At 68.7% G+C, this 16,396-nt stretch carries 14 protein-coding genes; 5 read left to right on the plus strand and 9 right to left on the minus strand.

Going from position 1 to position 16,396, the window contains the following annotated elements:
- Positions 1–8 precede the first annotated feature (8 nt).
- From A5736_RS00195 to A5736_RS00205, 3 genes are all read right to left on the minus strand, one after another.
- Complete coding sequence (locus A5736_RS00195; RefSeq protein ID WP_076243874.1) at positions 9–791, minus strand: triacylglycerol lipase; 783 nt, start codon at positions 789–791, stop codon at positions 9–11.
- Complete coding sequence (locus tag A5736_RS00200) at positions 788–5,635, minus strand: cation-translocating P-type ATPase (protein ID WP_076243875.1); 4,848 nt, start codon at positions 5,633–5,635, stop codon at positions 788–790. The genes A5736_RS00195 and A5736_RS00200 overlap by 4 nt, the downstream gene beginning before the upstream one ends.
- Positions 5,636–5,736: 101 nt before the next feature.
- Positions 5,737–6,705 (minus strand): sigma-70 family RNA polymerase sigma factor, encoded by a 969-nt coding sequence (locus A5736_RS00205; RefSeq protein WP_076243937.1) that lies wholly within the window; start codon positions 6,703–6,705, stop codon positions 5,737–5,739.
- A 191-nt stretch (positions 6,706–6,896) separates the two neighbouring features.
- On the opposite strand from A5736_RS00205, the gene A5736_RS00210 reads away from it, so the two are divergent.
- The 3 genes from A5736_RS00210 to A5736_RS00220 all read left to right on the plus strand — a co-directional run bounded on the left by A5736_RS00210 (position 6,897) and on the right by A5736_RS00220 (position 9,209).
- A complete protein-coding gene (locus tag A5736_RS00210) occupies positions 6,897–7,619 on the plus strand; it encodes an SDR family NAD(P)-dependent oxidoreductase (protein WP_083667084.1) in 723 nt (240 codons plus the stop codon).
- A gap of 61 nt (positions 7,620–7,680) precedes the next feature.
- On the plus strand, positions 7,681–8,439 hold the full coding sequence (locus tag A5736_RS00215) for an SDR family oxidoreductase (RefSeq protein WP_076121387.1): 759 nt from the start codon (positions 7,681–7,683) through the stop codon (positions 8,437–8,439).
- 35 nt (positions 8,440–8,474) lie between these two features.
- Positions 8,475–9,209, plus strand: coding sequence for a DUF899 domain-containing protein (locus A5736_RS00220; protein ID WP_076121617.1), 735 nt, complete (start codon positions 8,475–8,477; stop codon positions 9,207–9,209).
- 92 nt (positions 9,210–9,301) lie between these two features.
- Here the strand turns inward: A5736_RS00220 and A5736_RS00225 are convergent, their stop codons facing one another.
- Both A5736_RS00225 and A5736_RS00230 read right to left on the minus strand, forming a co-directional pair.
- Positions 9,302–9,526, minus strand: coding sequence for a hypothetical protein (locus A5736_RS00225; RefSeq protein WP_076061380.1), 225 nt, complete (start codon positions 9,524–9,526; stop codon positions 9,302–9,304).
- 54 nt (positions 9,527–9,580) lie between these two features.
- Positions 9,581–9,958, minus strand: a complete 378-nt coding sequence (locus tag A5736_RS00230; RefSeq protein WP_076243940.1) for a nuclear transport factor 2 family protein — start codon at positions 9,956–9,958, stop codon at positions 9,581–9,583.
- Positions 9,959–10,077: 119 nt separating this feature from the next.
- Here A5736_RS00230 and A5736_RS00235 point away from each other — a divergent pair, with 119 nt between their 5' ends.
- Positions 10,078–10,539, plus strand: coding sequence for an SRPBCC family protein (locus tag A5736_RS00235; protein ID WP_076121389.1), 462 nt, complete (start codon positions 10,078–10,080; stop codon positions 10,537–10,539).
- Here the strand turns inward: A5736_RS00235 and A5736_RS00240 are convergent, their stop codons facing one another.
- The 4 genes from A5736_RS00240 to A5736_RS00255 are packed head-to-tail and all read right to left on the minus strand — an operon-like array spanning position 10,540 to position 15,394.
- On the minus strand, positions 10,540–11,325 hold the full coding sequence (locus tag A5736_RS00240) for an SDR family NAD(P)-dependent oxidoreductase (RefSeq protein ID WP_076243877.1): 786 nt from the start codon (positions 11,323–11,325) through the stop codon (positions 10,540–10,542). It abuts the gene before it with no gap.
- A gap of 1 nt (position 11,326) precedes the next feature.
- Positions 11,327–12,916 (minus strand): AMP-binding protein, encoded by a 1,590-nt coding sequence (locus A5736_RS00245; protein WP_217695714.1) that lies wholly within the window; start codon positions 12,914–12,916, stop codon positions 11,327–11,329.
- A gap of 35 nt (positions 12,917–12,951) precedes the next feature.
- Entirely contained in the window at positions 12,952–13,710 is a 759-nt protein-coding gene (locus A5736_RS00250) for a GntR family transcriptional regulator (RefSeq protein WP_076243880.1), read from the minus strand.
- Position 13,711: 1 nt separating this feature from the next.
- A complete protein-coding gene (locus tag A5736_RS00255; RefSeq protein ID WP_076243881.1) occupies positions 13,712–15,394 on the minus strand; it encodes an SMP-30/gluconolactonase/LRE family protein in 1,683 nt (560 codons plus the stop codon).
- Positions 15,395–15,529: 135 nt separating this feature from the next.
- Between A5736_RS00255 and A5736_RS00260 the strand changes: the two genes are divergently transcribed.
- Positions 15,530–16,393 carry an SDR family NAD(P)-dependent oxidoreductase gene (locus A5736_RS00260; RefSeq protein WP_076243883.1) on the plus strand — a complete coding sequence of 288 codons (864 nt, stop codon included), beginning with the start codon at positions 15,530–15,532 and terminating at the stop codon, positions 16,391–16,393.
- Positions 16,394–16,396: the final 3 nt, after the last annotated feature.

Consider the following 16,396-nt stretch of genomic DNA (forward strand, 5'->3'; position numbering starts at 1 on the left):
CCGGATCGTCAACGCTGGAACGGTTGCCAGCCGTCTTCCGGCTGGGCGAGACGGTCGGCGATGACGGACAGCGTTTCCAGGTTGTGGCCGTATCCCAGATGGCTGCAGTGGACCTCAACGTTTTCCGTACGCGGCGCCGGGAGGCTGGTGCAGCACTGCCAGGCGACGATCCCGTCCGTCTTGCTGTAGATACAGGTGGTGGGCGTGGTGAGCGGTTGCTCGCGGCGGCTCCGGGCCGATTCCGCGACGGCGTCGGTGGCGTCGGTGCCGCGATTGAGCAGCCGCCATACCCTCCAGGCGGTGCTGGCCCGATGGTTACCACGGAACGGGGAGCCCAGGGTGATCACCGATCGGACCTCATCGGGGAACGCGCGCGCCAGCTCGCGGGCATAGATTCCGCCGGCGCTCCAGCCGATAATGCTGACCCGGCGCCCGCCCGTCCTTTCGCGGATGTGGCGCAGCCGTTCCGGCAGCGTCTCCTTCATGCTGGCGCGGTAGCCGACGTTGTACCCGAGGCCCCAGTCGTAGACACGATATCCCAAGCGGCGCAAGACATTTCGTAGCAGATCCGTCGAGAGGGGCCCGGCCAGAAACCCGGGGATCACCAGCACGGGATGCCCGTCGCCGCGCGGCCAATCGGCGATGTGCCGCCGCAGTCCGCGGCGGGTGGCCAGGTACTCGAGCCCGGTGCGCCATTCCAGCGCACGCAGCAGAGGTCCCGGTGCGCGCGCTTCAGCGGCATCGGGGACGCCCGCCGGGTCGTGCCGGGGAAAGTGGGCCGGGTCGCTCACGCCTGGCCCTCGTCATCGTCGACCTCGTCATCCAGACCGACGGTTCTGGCCAACCACTTGGGCGCCAGCGCCGAGATCGCGGTGGCGCCGCCGGTCGCACCCAGCACGCCCGTCCAGGCCACGGGTCCCAGCGGCGTGCATCCGAAGAACTGGCTGATGACCGGGGTCTGCACGATGCCGACCAGCACCCCCGCGCTGCCCAGCGCGGTCGCCACCACGAGGGGGCTGTGTCGGCGCGTGAGCAGGGTCTGCGCCAGCTGGGTCGTCACCAGTGCGGTCAATCCCATTGTCGCCGTGCGGCGTTCGCTGCCGGGCGTCCAGCGGCCGATGGCCCAGGCGGCCGTCGCCCCGGCGGCCGTGACGGCGCCCCGGGTGACGATCTGGCGCATCAGCGGAGCGTCCAGGGACGGTGTAGGCCCGGTCAGCACCGCGCGCTGGTGTTCGCGCCGCGCCTCTTCGGCCTCCTCTGCGGTGCCGTAATCGGCTTCGACGGGTTCGACGTATTGCGAGGTGACGGCGACCGCGAGCGCGGGGAACATGTCGGTGAGCAGATTGACCAACAGCAGCTGACGGGTCCCCACCGGAGCCCGGCCGGTGCCCAGGGCCGTTCCGATGATCGTGAACAGCACTTCGCCCACGTTGCCGCCGACCAGGATCGTGACCGCGTCACGAACGCCGGACCACATGCTGCGGCCCTCGACCAGCGCGTCGAGCAGCACGCCCAGATCGTCGTCGGTCAAGACGATGTCCGCGGCGCCGCGGGCGGCCGAGGAACCGCGACCGCTCACCCCGATGCCCACGTCGGCCATCCGGATGGCGGCCGCGTCGTTGGCGCCGTCGCCGACCATCGCGGTCACTCGACCGCAACGCTGCAGCGCGCCGACAATCTGTACTTTCTGTTCCGGGCTGACGCGGGCGAACACCTGAACGTCGGCGACCAGTTTGGCGCACGCGTCCTCGTCCAGGCCGGCGAGCTCGGCACCCGTCACCACCCGTGCGTCCTCGGACATGCCCAGCTGACGGGCGATCGCGCGTGCCGTGACGGGGTGATCGCCGGTGATCAGGACTACGTTGCGGTCAGCGGCGACCAGCTCTTCGATCAGCGGGCGCGAGGACGCCCGCGCGGTGTCCGCCAAACCCACATAGCCGATCAACTCCAGGTCCTGGGCGGCGGCGTCGACGGCGTCGGCGTCGGTCTCCTCGTCGTCGGTGGTGCCGTTTTCCCAGTCGCGTTGCGCCACCGCCAGCACGCGCAAGCCCTGTTCGGCAAGGCTGCGCACCAGCGACTCCGCGTGCTCGTGGTCGGTGTCCGGGTCGGCGAACCGGCACCGCGGCAACACCACCTCGGGGGCGCCCTTGAGCATCAGGAGCGGCGCCGACCCGTTGGTGCTCAGCGTGCCGATCGCGGCGGCGAAACCGCGGCTGGACTCGAACGGCACCTCGGCGAGCATCGCCCACTCCGAATCACCTTGATCGGCAAGCGAATCCGCCGCGGTGACGATGGCTTCGTCGGTGGCGTGCGCATGTCCTTGACCCTCTTGGGGTTTCGTCGACGCCCACGCCGCTGCCCGGAGCACGGCCGCGAACTGCGGATCGGTGGTGGCCGGAAACGGATCCCGCGCGTCGGCCGCCGCCGGTACCGCGCACACGACGCGCAGCCGGTTTTCGGTGAGAGTGCCGGTCTTGTCGAAACAGATGGTGTCGACCCGGCCCAGCGCCTCGATGGTGCGGGGGGCCCGAACCAGTGCCCCGCGCGCCGTCAGCCGCTGGGCGGCGGCGAGCTGGGACAGGGTGGCCACCAGTGGCAGACCCTCGGGGACCGCGGCCACCGCGATGGCGACGCCGTCGGCGACGGCCTGGCGCAGCGACGCGCGCCGTAGCAATGCCAAAGCGCTGACCGCGGCGCCGCCGGTGAGCGTCAGCGGAAGAACCTTGCTGGTGAGCTCCCGCAGCCGGGCCTGCACACCGGCCGACGTTTCGACGTCGGCGACCGCCGAGATCGCGCGGTGCGCGGCGGTGCCGACGCCGGTGGCGACGACGATCGCCCTAGCGTGCCCGGCGACGATCGTGCTGCCCTCGAATAGCATGCTGGCCCGGTCCGGGTCGTTGACGGCGACCGGATCCACCTGCTTGTCCACCGGCAGCGACTCGCCGGTGAGTAGCGACTCGTCGACCTCCAGATCCTCGGCCACCAACAGTCGCGCGTCCGCCGGCACCACTTCCGGTGCGGCCAGGTCGATGACGTCACCGGGGCGCAGCGAATTGGCGGACACCGTGGCCGTGCGCGTGGCGCGCTGGGCCGCCTCCAGCCGGCGTCGCGTGGTCGCGACGGCCGGGACGACCACCCGGCGCACCAGCTGGTCCTGCTCGGCGAACAGTTCGGCGGCGGCAGCCTCGGCCCGTAACCGTTGTACCCCACCGGTTATCGCGTTGACGGTCATCACGCCCGCGACGAGAAGCGCGTCGATATTGCTGCCGACGATCGCGGACGCGGCCGCCCCGACGGCCAGGATCGGGGTCAGCGGATCGGCCAGCTCGGCCCGGGTGGTCGACGCCAGCCGCACCAAGCTGGTCATCGGTCCGCGCAGCGGTGCCAGCGCCGGGGTGTAGGACAGGTCGTCGAGACGGCGTCGCCACGACGGCGTGCCCGGCTCGACGGCCAATGGCCGCGCGCCACCGGCCAGCCGCGAATACACGATCTCCGGGTCCAGCGCGTGCCAGGCGGTCAGCGGCTGCGGGGTGGGATCGGGTAGCCGCAGCACCCTGGTGGCCGAGAACGTTCCCGCCACCAACGCGGTGGCCGCCGCCGCGTTGACGGGATTGAGCCAGCGGCGGAAGCTGACCGGGTTGGTGGTTCGGTCCTGCTCACCGGTGACCAGCAGCAGCCCCGCCAGCGTCGTCCCGCCCTGGGCGAGGTGCACGGCCGATTCGCTGGCCGAACGGGCCACCGGGATCGCCGAAAGGATCCGCACCGCGTCGGCCAGGTCGGTGCCCGTGATGATGTCCGCGGTCCACGCCGTCGCCGCGCGTGGATCATCAAGGGCCACACCGACATCGGCGATCGCCAGGGCTGCCAGCGTGTCGGTGGACGCGAAATCGCGGTGCAGCGCCGTGATCAGCAATACGGGTCCGCGATCCACGCGCAGCTCACGCACCAGGTTCAACAAAGGCGTGCCCGGCGGATGCGTCGCCCCGACGCTCGCGGTCAGCTCCTCGGTGCCGGCGACATGGCGCAAGACCACCCGGGCCCCGGTCCGGTGCGCAGTTTGGAACAACGGAATCGCATAGGGATCGACCTCCCAGCCAACATCGACGCTGCCCACGCATTCGCCGTCGACCACGAGGTCGGCGCTTTCGCGGCCCTGGGCCGGCGTGTCCGACGGGCCTTGCACCGGAAGCCATCTCAACCGCGCGCCGGTGGCGGGCAACTCGTCGGGATCGGGCTCGGGCGCCTCCTCGCCGTGCAGCAGGGCATCGGCGACCTCATATACCCGGTCGTCGTCCCAGCCGGGCGCATCGCCGCGCGAACGCAGCACGGCGCGGTGATCGCCGCGCAGCGCGGCGCCGTCGATCACGACGACCTTGACCCGATCCAGGCGCCGCAGCGCACCCGGATCGAGGACCAACTGTCCGGCGTTGGCCAGGCCGCGACCCAGCACCGCCGCGAACGCCTGCCGGCCCATGTGCGCCGCTCTCGGCACCCCGGCCTCGATCGCCCCGGCCGCGTCCTCGGTACCACCCCCGGCGACCAACGCGCTCGCGGCCGCGATGAGCGATCCGTTCGCAGCCGAGTCGACATAGCTCTCGACCGGGCCCGCCATCGATCCCTTCGCGGTGTCGATCGCCGCGTCGATGGATCCGCCGACCACGACGTGCGAAGCCTCACCCGCCGCCGCGGCCGGCCAGCTGTGCCGCGGCGCGTGCGATGTGGCCCCGGCCGACGAGATGACCGGCACCACCGGGGCCTGCGGCCGTTCGGGCGAGGCCAGCTGGGGCTCCCGGTCGCGCCACACGCGACGGTGAGCCGTCGCCTCGGAGATTTGCAGGGTGCGTTGCGTGAAATCGAGCAGCGGCGTGCCGACCGCTTGGGTCAGCCCATGAGCCGCGGCCGTCGTCGCCGCAAGCGCGACATCGGTGCCCACTCGACCCAGCCGCGACTCCAGCAGTGAAACCATGCGCGGCTGATGATTGATGAGGGCGGCCGCGGCCCGGGTGGTCTTCGGTGCGGCGGGCAGGCGGGTGACCCACCCGGTCACGGCGGCGCTCACGGCAATGAGGTCCATTGCGGCGGCGGTCAGCGGTACCAGAACCGCCAACGGGTTGCCCGGGTCGGCGAATGGCGCGGACAGGGGCGCCGATCCCGGTCCCGACGACGCGACGTCGTCGGCGATCGAAGCCACCGTTTCCCGCACTTCGTCCAGGACGACGTCGTAGTCGGCGTCCTCGGAGAGTTCGATCACCAAACGGCCCAGGGAGCCCTCGACATGGGCCTTGGCCACGCCCGCAATCCGGCGAACCGGTTCCTCCACCACCGCCGCGTACTCATGCCAGCGCGGAAACGGCAGCAGCGGATCCAGGTCCAGGTGCACCCGGTGCCCGCTCTGCCAGCGCACCGGGGCCGCGACGCCATTACGGGAACCGTTGGGGGAGCCGTTCATCCCGAACGCTCGGCCCGTCGAATTGGCTACCGAATGCGCCACGGGCCCGGCAAGCTCCACCACCGGGCTGACCAACATCTGCACTGTGCCCGCGGCGCCGGCCGCGGTGGACACGCCGGCTCGCACTACTTGGGCCGCTCCGCCGGTGACGCCAGCGACGACGCTGGCAACACCCGGAATCTTCATGTGGCCACCCTTCGATTACCGCTACCGTGCCTATCCTCCTGGCGTCTTTAGCGCCTGTCCACATAGGGCCTGGACGGTAGGGCTTCGTGATGACAGGTGGCTTACCTACTTTGCGGTAATCCAAACGCGCTGAACAAAGCCGGGTCGAGGAAAACGGTGATCGCGGCGATCCCGGCGGTGCCGGCTTCGTGACCTGCGGTGAGGACGTGGATGGAATGGGCGCGCAGAACGCCGTCGGCGCTGCGGCGGTACTCGGCCACTGCGGGTTGTGCGTTCGCGGCCGTCCGGACCATCACGATGTCGCCGGCCTTGGTGAAGGCACGGACGGCCAGGAACCGCATCACCGTGTCGCGGCCGGTGAACCACATAGGCAGAGGCGGCATTTCGAGTTTGACGTCGGCTTGCAGTAACTCGGTGAGCGCGGCCATGTCCGCGTTTTCGAATGCGGCGCAATAGCGGTCGAGCAATTCACGCAGTTGCGCGTCGTCGGGCTCGACGGCGTCGTCTTCGGTGGGCGAGATCTCCGCGAGGCGCGCCCGCGCCCGCTGCAGGGAGCTGTTGACCGCGGTCGGTGTGGTTTCCAGGAGTTCGGCGACCTCAGCGGCACTGAACTGCACGACATCGCGCAAGATCAGCACGGCTCGCTGCCTCGCGGGAAGCTCCTGCAGCGCCGTCATCACGGCCAGGCGCACACTTTGCCGTGCCGTGACGGCGCCCTCCGGAGTGCCCGACATCAGGGCATCGGGAATCGGCTCCAGCCACTGATGGGCGCCCGTGTATTCGTCCAGGCTGGCGTCGGGGTCGATCGAGCTGTCGCCCAGCCCGGCCGGCAGCACCCGCCGCGCGCGGTTCTCGAGCGCACGCAGGCACGCCGTCGTCGCGATCCGGTACAGCCAGGTCCGCAACGCCGCCCGTTCCTCGAAGGCCTGATAACCCCGCCAGCCCCGCAGATAGGTTTCCTGGACCAGATCTTCGGCGTCGTGCACCGAACCGAGCATGCGGTAACAGTGCGCGATCAACTCGGCACGAAACGGTGCCGCCCTTTCGATGAAGTCCTCCTGAGCCGGCATGGGCATCTCCCATCTAGGCCTCCGGTCCGGACTGGGCCGAAACGCTACTCCAGTACAGAGACACCCGGACGCCGGAATTCATCGTGCGGCGATGAATCGGTGCGCCTCGCCGTATCGGAATTAGTGCGGACATCGCGCCGCCCCGGCGATGCGCCCGCACCGTCGGGCAGATCAACGAGGAGATCGTCATCATGGTGAGAATCGCCGACACCACAGTTCTGATTACCGGGGGCAATCGCGGCATCGGGCGGGCCTTGGTCGAAGAAGCGTTGAGCAGAGGCGCCAAGCGCGTATACGCCGGTACCCGAGCGCAATTGACCCACCGGGATCACCGCGTCACGCCCCTCACACTGGACGTAACCAACCCGGCGCACATCCAGGCAGCGGTCGATGAAGTCGAATCGCTCGACGTCCTCGTCAACAATGCCGGCCTGGCGCTCTACGACGACTTGAGCGAGCGTGCCGCGCTCGAACGCCATCTCGGCGTCAACCTCTTTGGCACCTACGCGATGATCCAGGCCTTCCTGCCGTTGCTGACTCGTTCCGGCGGAGCCATCGTCAACAACCTGTCGGTGAACGCAATTGCGCCCTTGCCGCTCATTCCCGCGTACTCGATCTCGAAGGCCGCCGCGCTCAACCTCACGCAATCGCTGCGCGCCCTGCTGGCCGGACGGGGCGTCAGCGTTCACGCCGTACTTACCGGGCCCGTCGACACCGAAATGACGCGGGGACTCGAGATACCGAAAAGCTCCCCAGAATCGGTCGCGCGCGCCATCTTCGACGGAGTCGCGAACGGCGAAGACGACATCTTCCCCGATGCCATGTCGAAGTCCGTGGCCGAGAGCTGGAGTACCGGCGCGGCGAAGGCCCTCGAGCGCCAGTACGCGGCGCTGCTGGCGGACGGCACCGATTAATCGCGGCGACGGAACGTATCTGAACTAGGGAGAACCCAAAACACCGGAAGCGAGCACGATCATGACCAACACAATCACCGACCTCGCCGGCACGACGGCGATCGTGACGGGCGCCAGCCGCGGATTCGGCCGCGCCATCGCCACCGCCTTGTCGGCCGCCGGCGCCGATGTCGTCGGCGTCGCGCGCAACCGCGCACTGCTGGACGAGGTCCGCGACCAGCTGGGCGACACCTTCACCCCCGTTGCCGCCGACGCCGCGGATCCGGCCACGGCCGGCCGGCTCATCGACGAATATGGGCCGCGCACACTGGTGCTGTGTGCCGGGGCGGCTCCGCGGATGGGCCCGTTGCAGGATCAGACCTGGGAGACCTTCAGTGAAAACTGGAACGTGGACGTGGCTCAGGCATTTCATTGGACCCGGCACGCGCTGCGGCGTCCCCTTGCTCCGGGCAGCTCGGTGATCGTGATGTCCAGCGGCGCCGCGCTCAACGGGTCGCCGCTGTCCGGCGGCTACGCGGGCGCGAAGTCGACCGTCCGGTTCATCACCAGCTACGCCGCCGCCGAGTCGCAGCGGGCCGGGCTGGGGATCAGCTTCGTGTCCGTGCTGCCGCGCTTGACCCCGGCCACCGATCTGGGCGCCAAGGCCGTCGCCGCCTACGCCGAGCGCCAAGGCGTCGACGTCGACACGTTCGTACAGGCCGCCGGTCCCGCGCTCACCGCGGACCAAGCCGGCCGGTCGGTATTGGAGATCGCCGTCGGCGGCCTACGCGACGGCGATGCCTACCTCCTCACCTCCGCGGGCCTGTCCTCGCTGGCCTGAAGTCACTCAACCGAAAGGCGGACAACCTCATGAACATGAACACCCCCCCGATCGTGTCGGCCCAGGAGTGGGCGGCGGCCCATCAGCGACTGCTGGTCAAGGAGAAGGAGGTGACCCGGGCCCGGGACGCGCTCGCGGCGATGCGCCGGCGGATGCCGTGGACACCCGTCGACAAGCAGTACGAGTTCGAGGGACCGGGCGGCAAGGTCGACCTGCTCGGCCTGTTCGAGGGCAGGCGTCAGCTGATCGTCTACCGCGCGTTCTACGGGCCCGACATCGACGGCTGGCCCGATCACGGCTGCCGGGGCTGCTCGATGATCGCCGACCACATCGGGCACCTCGCCCACCTCAACGCCCGCGACACCACGCTCGTCTTCGCCTCGCGCGCACCGCAACCCGACATCGAGCGCCTCAAGGATCGGATGGGCTGGAAGATGCCGTGGTACACCATCACCGACAGCTTCGACGCCGACTTCGGTGTCGACGAATGGCACGGCACCAACGCTTTCATTCACGACGGCGAGCGCGTGTTCCGCACCTATTTCATCAACAACCGCGGCGACGAGGCGCTGGGCAACACCTGGAGCTTCCTCGACATGACAGCCCTTGGGCGCCAAGAAAACTGGGAGGATTCCCCGGAGGGCTACCCGCAGACCGCGCCCTACGAGTGGTGGGACTGGCACGACGCCTACGGACAGCACGAGCCGTCGCGATGGTTCGGCGAGCCGGACCCCAACGATCCCAACGATCAACGGCCGCCGCGCGCATGACGCGGCGCCGGGGTGTAGTCGCAATCGCCGCCCAGAAAACACAAATGCGCGGTAGCCGTCGACCGGCTACTCGCGCATTGTCGGACGCTGGTCTAGAGAATTCGGTGGTTGGCCCTGCCAACCTGGTACCCGGCCGGGAACGACTTCTCGATGACCTGCAACTGATGGTCCACTCTGGATTCGAGTTCGAGAACGACGCAGCTGTCGCCGACGGCTTTCGATTCGAGAACTATGTACCGCTGACCACAATCGGTGATCGGGTCGCCCGAGTGCAATTTCTCGACCGCCACCGACTCCGGTGTTCCGTCTGCCTCCATCCATGACACGTTAGGTCAATTCAGCGGATGAGGGAATAGTTCACCGGCCGGCCATCAACGCGTGTCGGCCCCAGGCTGCTTGAAGAACACGCTGACGCGAACGATCAGACCGTCGTCTCCCTGCTCGAACAGGATGCATTCCGGCCACGTCGTGGCAACGCCGTCGATCTCGAACGTCTCGGTCAGCTCCGCGAACGACAGCCTGCGGTCCACATGCGACACCCGCTGGACCTGCAACCGATGGCCCGCGATATTGGTGCACACCTTTCGCAGGTAGGCAACGTAGTGCGCCTTCCCGTCGACCCGATCGCAGAACGGCCCCTCCCGGGTCAAACCTTCGTCGGCAATGGTGTCGGCCAGTCCGTCCCAGTCGTGTGCGGCCAGGCACTCCAGGTACCGCTCGACCGCTTGGTCTTCAATCGCGTTGCCCATGTCGCCTCCGCTCACTTGTCGCGAGCGTAACGCCACGGCGAAATATCGCGCCAGAATTCGCCGTGGCGTTACGTACGCGGGTTGCCGCCCGGCCGCCGCGGCGGGCTAGGTTGTCTGCCATGAGCTGGTGGACCGCCCGGGCCGAGCGGACGATGACAGAAGACGTGCCCGCGCCGCCCGACGCGGTTCGCGATTTCTACGTCGACCTGGACAACATCAAGCTGGTGCATCCGCTGATCGTGTCCGTGGAAACGCTGGCCCGCACCGAAGCGCCGGACGGCTACCGCCAGAGCTACCGTGTGGTCGACCGAATTCCGCTGGGGCCGTTCACCATCCGAACGGCCTACCGGGCTCTGCTGCACGTGCCCGAGACCGGCGACGTGCTGACCGAGGCCGACCAGGCCCCCGGTGTGCGCCTGCGCGGAACGGTGAGCTTCCAGCCCGCGGCCGGCGGCACCCGGGTCACCGAGCGAATCACGATCAGGGCGCCCCGTGTGTTGGCCGCGGTGACCATCCGCGAGGCGGTGAAGGCGCATATCGAGATGCTGGCCGGCATACGTCGCCACTTCGAATCCGCTTGATCAGCGGGCTTTCCACTCCGAGGTGAGGGCGAGGTCCGAGAGGTATCTGGTGGAGCTCCAGCCGCCGTCGACGACGATCGTCTGGCCGTTGATGAAGGTACCGCCGGGAGAACACAGGAACGCCACGGTGCTCGCGACGTCCTCGACGGTCCCCAACCGCTGATGCGGAGTCAGCTCGGTGTTGATCCGCCGGAACCGCTCGTCCTGCAGGCGATGCTCGGTCATCGGCGTCTGAATGACCCCGGGAGCCACTGCGTTGCAGCGGATTCCCTGTGCCCCGTATTGGCAGGCGATGTGTGTGGTCAGTGCGGTGAGCCCGCCCTTGGCCGCCGAGTACGCCCCGCCGCGAAGGCCACCGACGACGGCGAAGGTCGAGGTGATGTTGATGATCGCCGAACCGGGCCGCATGTGCGGCAGGACTTCGCGAATGAGGCGAAATGGTGCGCGCAGCATCAAACCGAGGAAACGGTCCAATGTTTCGTCGTCGGTCTCGTGGACTGGCTTGGGACTGCCAATCCCGGCGATATTGATCAGGAAGTCGATGTGCCCCCAGCGCGCAACGGCGAGGTCCGCGAGGCGGCGGGGCGCGTCATCCTCGGTGAGGTCGGTGGCGTGGGTGGCCACCCGATCCGGGTCGTCGGTGATCCTGGCCAGGCCGCGCGACAACTCGGCGAGCTTGTCCTCGTTCCGGCCCGTCGCCAGCACGGCCATGCCCATCCCGGCGAGTTTCGTTGCGCAACCGGAACCGAGCCCACCGCTCGCCCCGGTGACGATCGCTACCTGCATGTCACTGGTCCGCTTTCATCAGTGCCGCCTTGATCTGGTGCTTCAATATTTTTCCCGCGTCGTTTTTCGGCAGGACATCCCAAATAACCACTTGCTCAGGCGCTTTGAACCGCGCCACGCCTTCCTCCTCGAGAAAGGCACCCAAGCCGGCGACGTTTAATCCGGGGTCCGGGCCCGGTGTGGACGCCGGCACCACGACCGCGCACGCGCGCTCTCCGGTGCGGTCGTCGGGAAGGCCGACGACGGCGACCTCGGCGATGCCGGGATGGTTTGTCAAGACGTCCTCGACTTCCTTGGGCGAGATGTTCTCGCCGTTGCGGATGATGATGTCTTTGGCCCGGCCGGTGACGACGAGGTACTCGTCGTCGACCCAGCGCGCAAGGTCCCCGGTGCGGAAGTATCCCTCCGTGTCGAACGATTCGGCTTCGTCTTCGGGGTGCTGGTAGCCCACCAGCATCTGCGGCCCGCGCACGCAGATCTCACCGGCGGTGAGTTTGACGTCGGCGAATCCGACGCGCCCGTCGGTGTCGGCGGCGTGGCCGCGGTGCCGCGGGGCTCCCACCGTCGTGACCGGCACTTCCGTCGAGCCGTACACGCGGGTGACCGCCGTTGAATCGAAATACGCTGCGGCCCTCCGGATCAGTGAGGGGGATGCGGAAGCGCCGCCGCAGACGAACAGCTTCAAGTCGGGCAGGTGCGTGCCCGCCCGCTGCGCGGCGGCCAGCAGCTGCTCCAGGAATGGGGTCGCACCGGCCATGTGAGTGCACCGCTCGGTTTGCATGAGCCGGACCGCCTCGTCACCGTTCCAGCGATCCATCAGCACGGCGGCGGTGCCCAGCAGCAGTGGGCATTCGAACGCGTAGATGGAACCGCCGATATGGGCGATGGGAGATGCCACCAGGAAGCCGTCGCCCGGCTCGACGAGCCAGTGGTCGCCGATCTGGCGGATCAGCGCATGAATCGAATTATGGGTGTGCAGCACACCTTTCGGGCGACCGGTGGTTCCGGAGGTATAGAGGATCATGCGCACCGCGTCGGGGTTCAGCGTGGGCAGGTTCCTCGCGACGGTCTGCGGGGTGAGCAAGGACTCGAACGGGATTTGGTCGTCACCGGGATCCCCACGCACCACCACGACCTCCGGCGGCGATTCCATCTGGGACGTCACCCTGCGCAGCATCGCGGGGTAGTCGTGACGCCCGAATTTCGATGGCGCGAAGAGCATGCGGCTGTCGGCGTCTTCGAGGATGAAACGCAGCTCGCGGTCCCGCATCGACGGCAGGATCGGATTCGCGACCATCCCCGCCAGCGTCGCGGCGAGATAAACCACCGCCGCCTCATGCCAGTTGGGCAGCATGAACGACACGACGCTGCCCGGGGGGATGCGGGCGTGCAACGCCTGCGCCAGCGTCGTCGCCTGCTCATGGAGGCTGCGGCAGTCCACCCGCCGGTCGCCGTCGACAAGCGCCACTCGCTGCGGCGTCCGCTCTGCGGCATCGCGCAGCGCGTCGGCCAGCGTGGCGCGAACCCACCAGCCGCGCGCGTAGGCGTCGGCGGCACGCGCGTCGTCCCATCGAACCCAGCGGTCGCCGATGAGTTTTCGGTCGTGATGCGTGGCGGTGATGCCAGCTAGCCTTTCATGCGCCGCATCGTCATCGAGTGACGGAACCGGGACGCCGGGTGGGTGTTGATGGTGACCTGGGCGACCTGTCCGTCGGAGGTCGTGTAGGTGCGCCGCACCTGCAGCGCCGGGGTTCCGGGCTCGACGTCGAGTCCACCCGCCAGTTCGGCGGGGATGAGTTCTGCCGCGATTTCCTGATGAACCTCGACGATACTCAGGCCGAAGAGGTCTTCGATCAGCGGGAAGATGGGGCCGTCATGGCGCTGCAACAGCCTGCCGACCGCGGCGAACGCGCGGTTGATGTAGTACTCGGCGCGGCACAGCGCGGACTCTGAAGACCCGGCCGGTTCGCCGCCGTCGGCCAGCCGGTAACCGCGAACGGTCAGCCACTGCTCACCGGCGGTCAGCCCGGTCCGCGGCGCCAGCTCGTCGTCGATCGTGACCATGGCGACCGATTCGATCGCGAAATGCGTACCGGCCGCGAAGGCCAGCAGGTCGTTGATCGACATGACGTGCTGAACGTAGGAATCCGACGACGGTCGCGGCACCACGAGGGTTCCGGTTCGCGGCCGTGACGACACCAGGTTGTCTTCGCGCAGTCGCCGCAGCGCCTCGCGAATGGTGTAGCGGCTGACCGCAAACCGCTCGCACAGCTCGTGTTCGGTGGGCAATTGCGACCCGACCGGATACACGCCGTCCACGATCTCCTTGCGCAGGGTTCGCGCGACCTGAAGGTAGCGGTGATCGACGACTTTGGCGTCCGGCACCTCAGCCTCCCGCGTCTCGCAGCGCCAGCACGCTGCCCTCGGCGTCCGCCGAAACGTACAACGTGCCGTCGGGCCCCGCGGCGATGCCGGCGAAGGGGCCCTGCGGCCCGGAGAAGGGCGGCAGCCCGAGTAGCGGCTTGGGGCTCACCCCCGGCGGCGCCCCGACCGGCAAGCCCGACGCGATGGTGCGCCGCGTCCCGGTCGCCGGGTCGAAACTGATCAGCTCCTTGGCGCCGGCGTCGACGACGTAGACCTGCCTGTCGCGCACGAGGATGCCCTGCGGCCGCCGCAAGCCGTCCACCAGGGTGCCGGTGCCGTCCAGCTTGACGACCCGCCCCGCTCCCGCTTCACAGACCAGGCACACCCCGTCGGGGGCGATGGCCACGCCCACCGGCTCGCTCAGCCCGGAGGCGAGCACCTCGACGCGGCCGGCCCTTATGGATACCACGCGCCCGGCACCGAGCTCGGCGGCCACGACGGTGCCGTCGGGAGCGACCGCCACGCCGTAGAGCTGGTCGAAACCCTCTGCCAGCACAGCACTTTCGTTGCTGGCCGGTCGATACCGCGAAACCTGGCCGTTGGACGTGGTGACCACGAACTCGCCCACTGCCGTCGCGGCGACGCCGCGCACGAAGCCGGGGTATCCGGGGCTGAACAACATGCCGGCCGTCCGCAGCGAACGGGACCTGATGGGCGACGACCCGCTTCGCCCGGCTTCGCCGCGCTCGCGATCGTCGCCGTCGGCACCCATGACGTAGAAATACGTGCCGTCGGCGACGTAGAGATTGCCGTCCGCGCCGACCGCCAGATCCAGCGGCCAGTTCAACCCACCCGGCAGCACCGGGCGAGACTCTCCGCCACCGAGGATTTCGGTGATCTCCCCGGTGAAGTTGGACACGAACAACCGCTCGTCCACGAAGGTGAGGTTGTCCAGCCCGGGGTTCAGCGCTGCCAGCACGGTGCGCTCGCCGCTGCGGGGGTCGATGCGCAGCACCTCTCCGGTCTGCACCTGGGTGGACACGATGCGGCCGGTGGAATCGAACTTCACCGCGTCGGGGACGCCGAGGTCACCCGCAACCCGTTCGGGGACACCGCCTTCGGGATCGATGCGCCAGATCTCGTTGGCCCCCATCAGCGGGAAGTACAACAAGCCGTCGGGTCCGACCTCCATCGCGTTGGGCATAGGCGCGTTCTCCAGGAGCACCCGCGGCGCGCCGCCGGTGAGGTCGAGTTCGAGCAGCCGCCCGCCCTCGCGGCACTCACCGATGAACAGCCGGCCGCGGTGAAATGTGATGCCGTTGGCCGACGGGACATCGTCGCGCAGCACCCGCGTGCGCCCGGCGGCGTCGCGTACGCTCACCCGGCCGTCCATCACTTCGGTGGCGTAGAGGTTGCCGTTCGGGTCGAAGGCCACGTCGTCGGGCGCGACGATGTCGCCACCCTTGGCGCTGACCGTGTCCAGCCGACCGGTCGCCGGGTCGAGCGCACTGATCTGGCTGCCGGTCACCTGTGCGATGTAGATACGGCCGTCCGGCCCGGTGCGCAGGCCGTTGGCCCCGAACAGCCGGCTGGGCGGCGTGAGTCGCTGCAGGGTCCAGCCTTCGGCGAGGGTGGGCTGACGCGCGGCCGAGTAGCGGCTCGCGTCCTGCGACAATCCGGTTCCGGCTATCACCGCTCGCACCATAGCAATCGGTCAATAGTCCAGACAATAGCCGAGGCGAAGCCATAATGGGGCCTTGACGTGCTGGCCGTAGTAGGAGAATCATGCTCTCTAATGAGTGCACGTCATTATCTTGTCCGGACAATTACCTGATCCTGCATGGGACACGATCTGTTAGGCCTTGAGGGGCGCGTCGTCGTGGTCGCCGGCGCAGCGGGCGGCGGCATCGGTACCACCATCACGCGCATGGTCGCTCAGGCGGGCGCGACCGTCGTCGCGGTGAGCCGCGATCAGGACAACCTCGACCGGCACGTCGGCCCTCTGCAAGCAGAGGGGCTGCCCGTGGTGCCGCTAGCCGCCGACGCCTCCACCGACGACGGCGTGAGTGCCACGTTGGCGGCGGTGCGGCGCGTCGATGGCGAATTCCACGGGTTGGTCAACGTCGCGGGTGGTGCCGACCCGTCGACGTGGATGCCGTCGACCCGGGTGACGCGCGCCGACTGGCGGGAGTTGTTCGCCCGCAACCTGGAGACGATGTTCTTCATGAGCCAGGCCGTGGCGGCGGAACTGAAGCGGCGCAAGAGCCCGGGCTCGATCGTCTCGATCTCGTCGATCAGCGGGATGAACACCGCGCCCTTCCATATCGCTTACGGCACAGCCAAAGCCGCGATCGTGGCGGTCACCCGAACCATGGCGCTGGAGCTGGCGGCCGGCGAGAACGGCGCCGCGATCCGGGTCAACGCCGTGGCGCCCGGGGTCACCGAGACGCCGGCGTCGACCACGTATGTGGACGCCGACGCCGAACGCGACCGTCGCGCCATTGCGATGGGACGCCGCGGCCGCCCGGAGGAGGTGGCCGGCGCGGTCCTTTTCCTGCTGTCGGACCTGTCCAGCTACATCACCGGGCAGACGTTGCTGGTCGACGGCGGCCTGAACCTCAAATGGGGGCACCTGGCCGCCGACAACACCTCCTTGTTCCTCAAGGACGAAGACTTCCGCGCGTCGATCACACGCTGGGACTAGGGA

Source organism: Mycobacterium sp. SP-6446 (assembly GCF_001954045.1).
In the GTDB taxonomy this organism is placed as follows: domain Bacteria; phylum Actinomycetota; class Actinomycetes; order Mycobacteriales; family Mycobacteriaceae; genus Mycobacterium.

What these genes read in the sequence shown, in the direction of transcription:
- A5736_RS00220 (WP_076121617.1), top strand. Translation starts at nt 8,475, where the DNA reads ATGAACACCCCCCCGATCGTGTCGGCCCAGGAGTGGGCGGCGGCCCAT.
- A5736_RS00215 (WP_076121387.1), top strand. Translation starts at nt 7,681, where the DNA reads ATGACCAACACAATCACCGACCTCGCCGGCACGACGGCGATCGTGACG.
- A5736_RS00210 (WP_083667084.1), top strand. Translation starts at nt 6,897, where the DNA reads ATGGTGAGAATCGCCGACACCACAGTTCTGATTACCGGGGGCAATCGC.
- A5736_RS00235 (WP_076121389.1), top strand. Translation starts at nt 10,078, where the DNA reads ATGAGCTGGTGGACCGCCCGGGCCGAGCGGACGATGACAGAAGACGTG.
- A5736_RS00255 (WP_076243881.1), bottom strand. Translation starts at nt 15,394, where the DNA reads ATGGTGCGAGCGGTGATAGCCGGAACCGGATTGTCGCAGGACGCGAGC.
- A5736_RS00240 (WP_076243877.1), bottom strand. Translation starts at nt 11,325, where the DNA reads ATGCAGGTAGCGATCGTCACCGGGGCGAGCGGTGGGCTCGGTTCCGGT.
- A5736_RS00200 (WP_076243875.1), bottom strand. Translation starts at nt 5,635, where the DNA reads ATGAAGATTCCGGGTGTTGCCAGCGTCGTCGCTGGCGTCACCGGCGGA.
- A5736_RS00205 (WP_076243937.1), bottom strand. Translation starts at nt 6,705, where the DNA reads ATGCCGGCTCAGGAGGACTTCATCGAAAGGGCGGCACCGTTTCGTGCC.
- A5736_RS00260 (WP_076243883.1), top strand. Translation starts at nt 15,530, where the DNA reads ATGGGACACGATCTGTTAGGCCTTGAGGGGCGCGTCGTCGTGGTCGCC.
- A5736_RS00230 (WP_076243940.1), bottom strand. Translation starts at nt 9,958, where the DNA reads ATGGGCAACGCGATTGAAGACCAAGCGGTCGAGCGGTACCTGGAGTGC.
- A5736_RS00225 (WP_076061380.1), bottom strand. Translation starts at nt 9,526, where the DNA reads ATGGAGGCAGACGGAACACCGGAGTCGGTGGCGGTCGAGAAATTGCAC.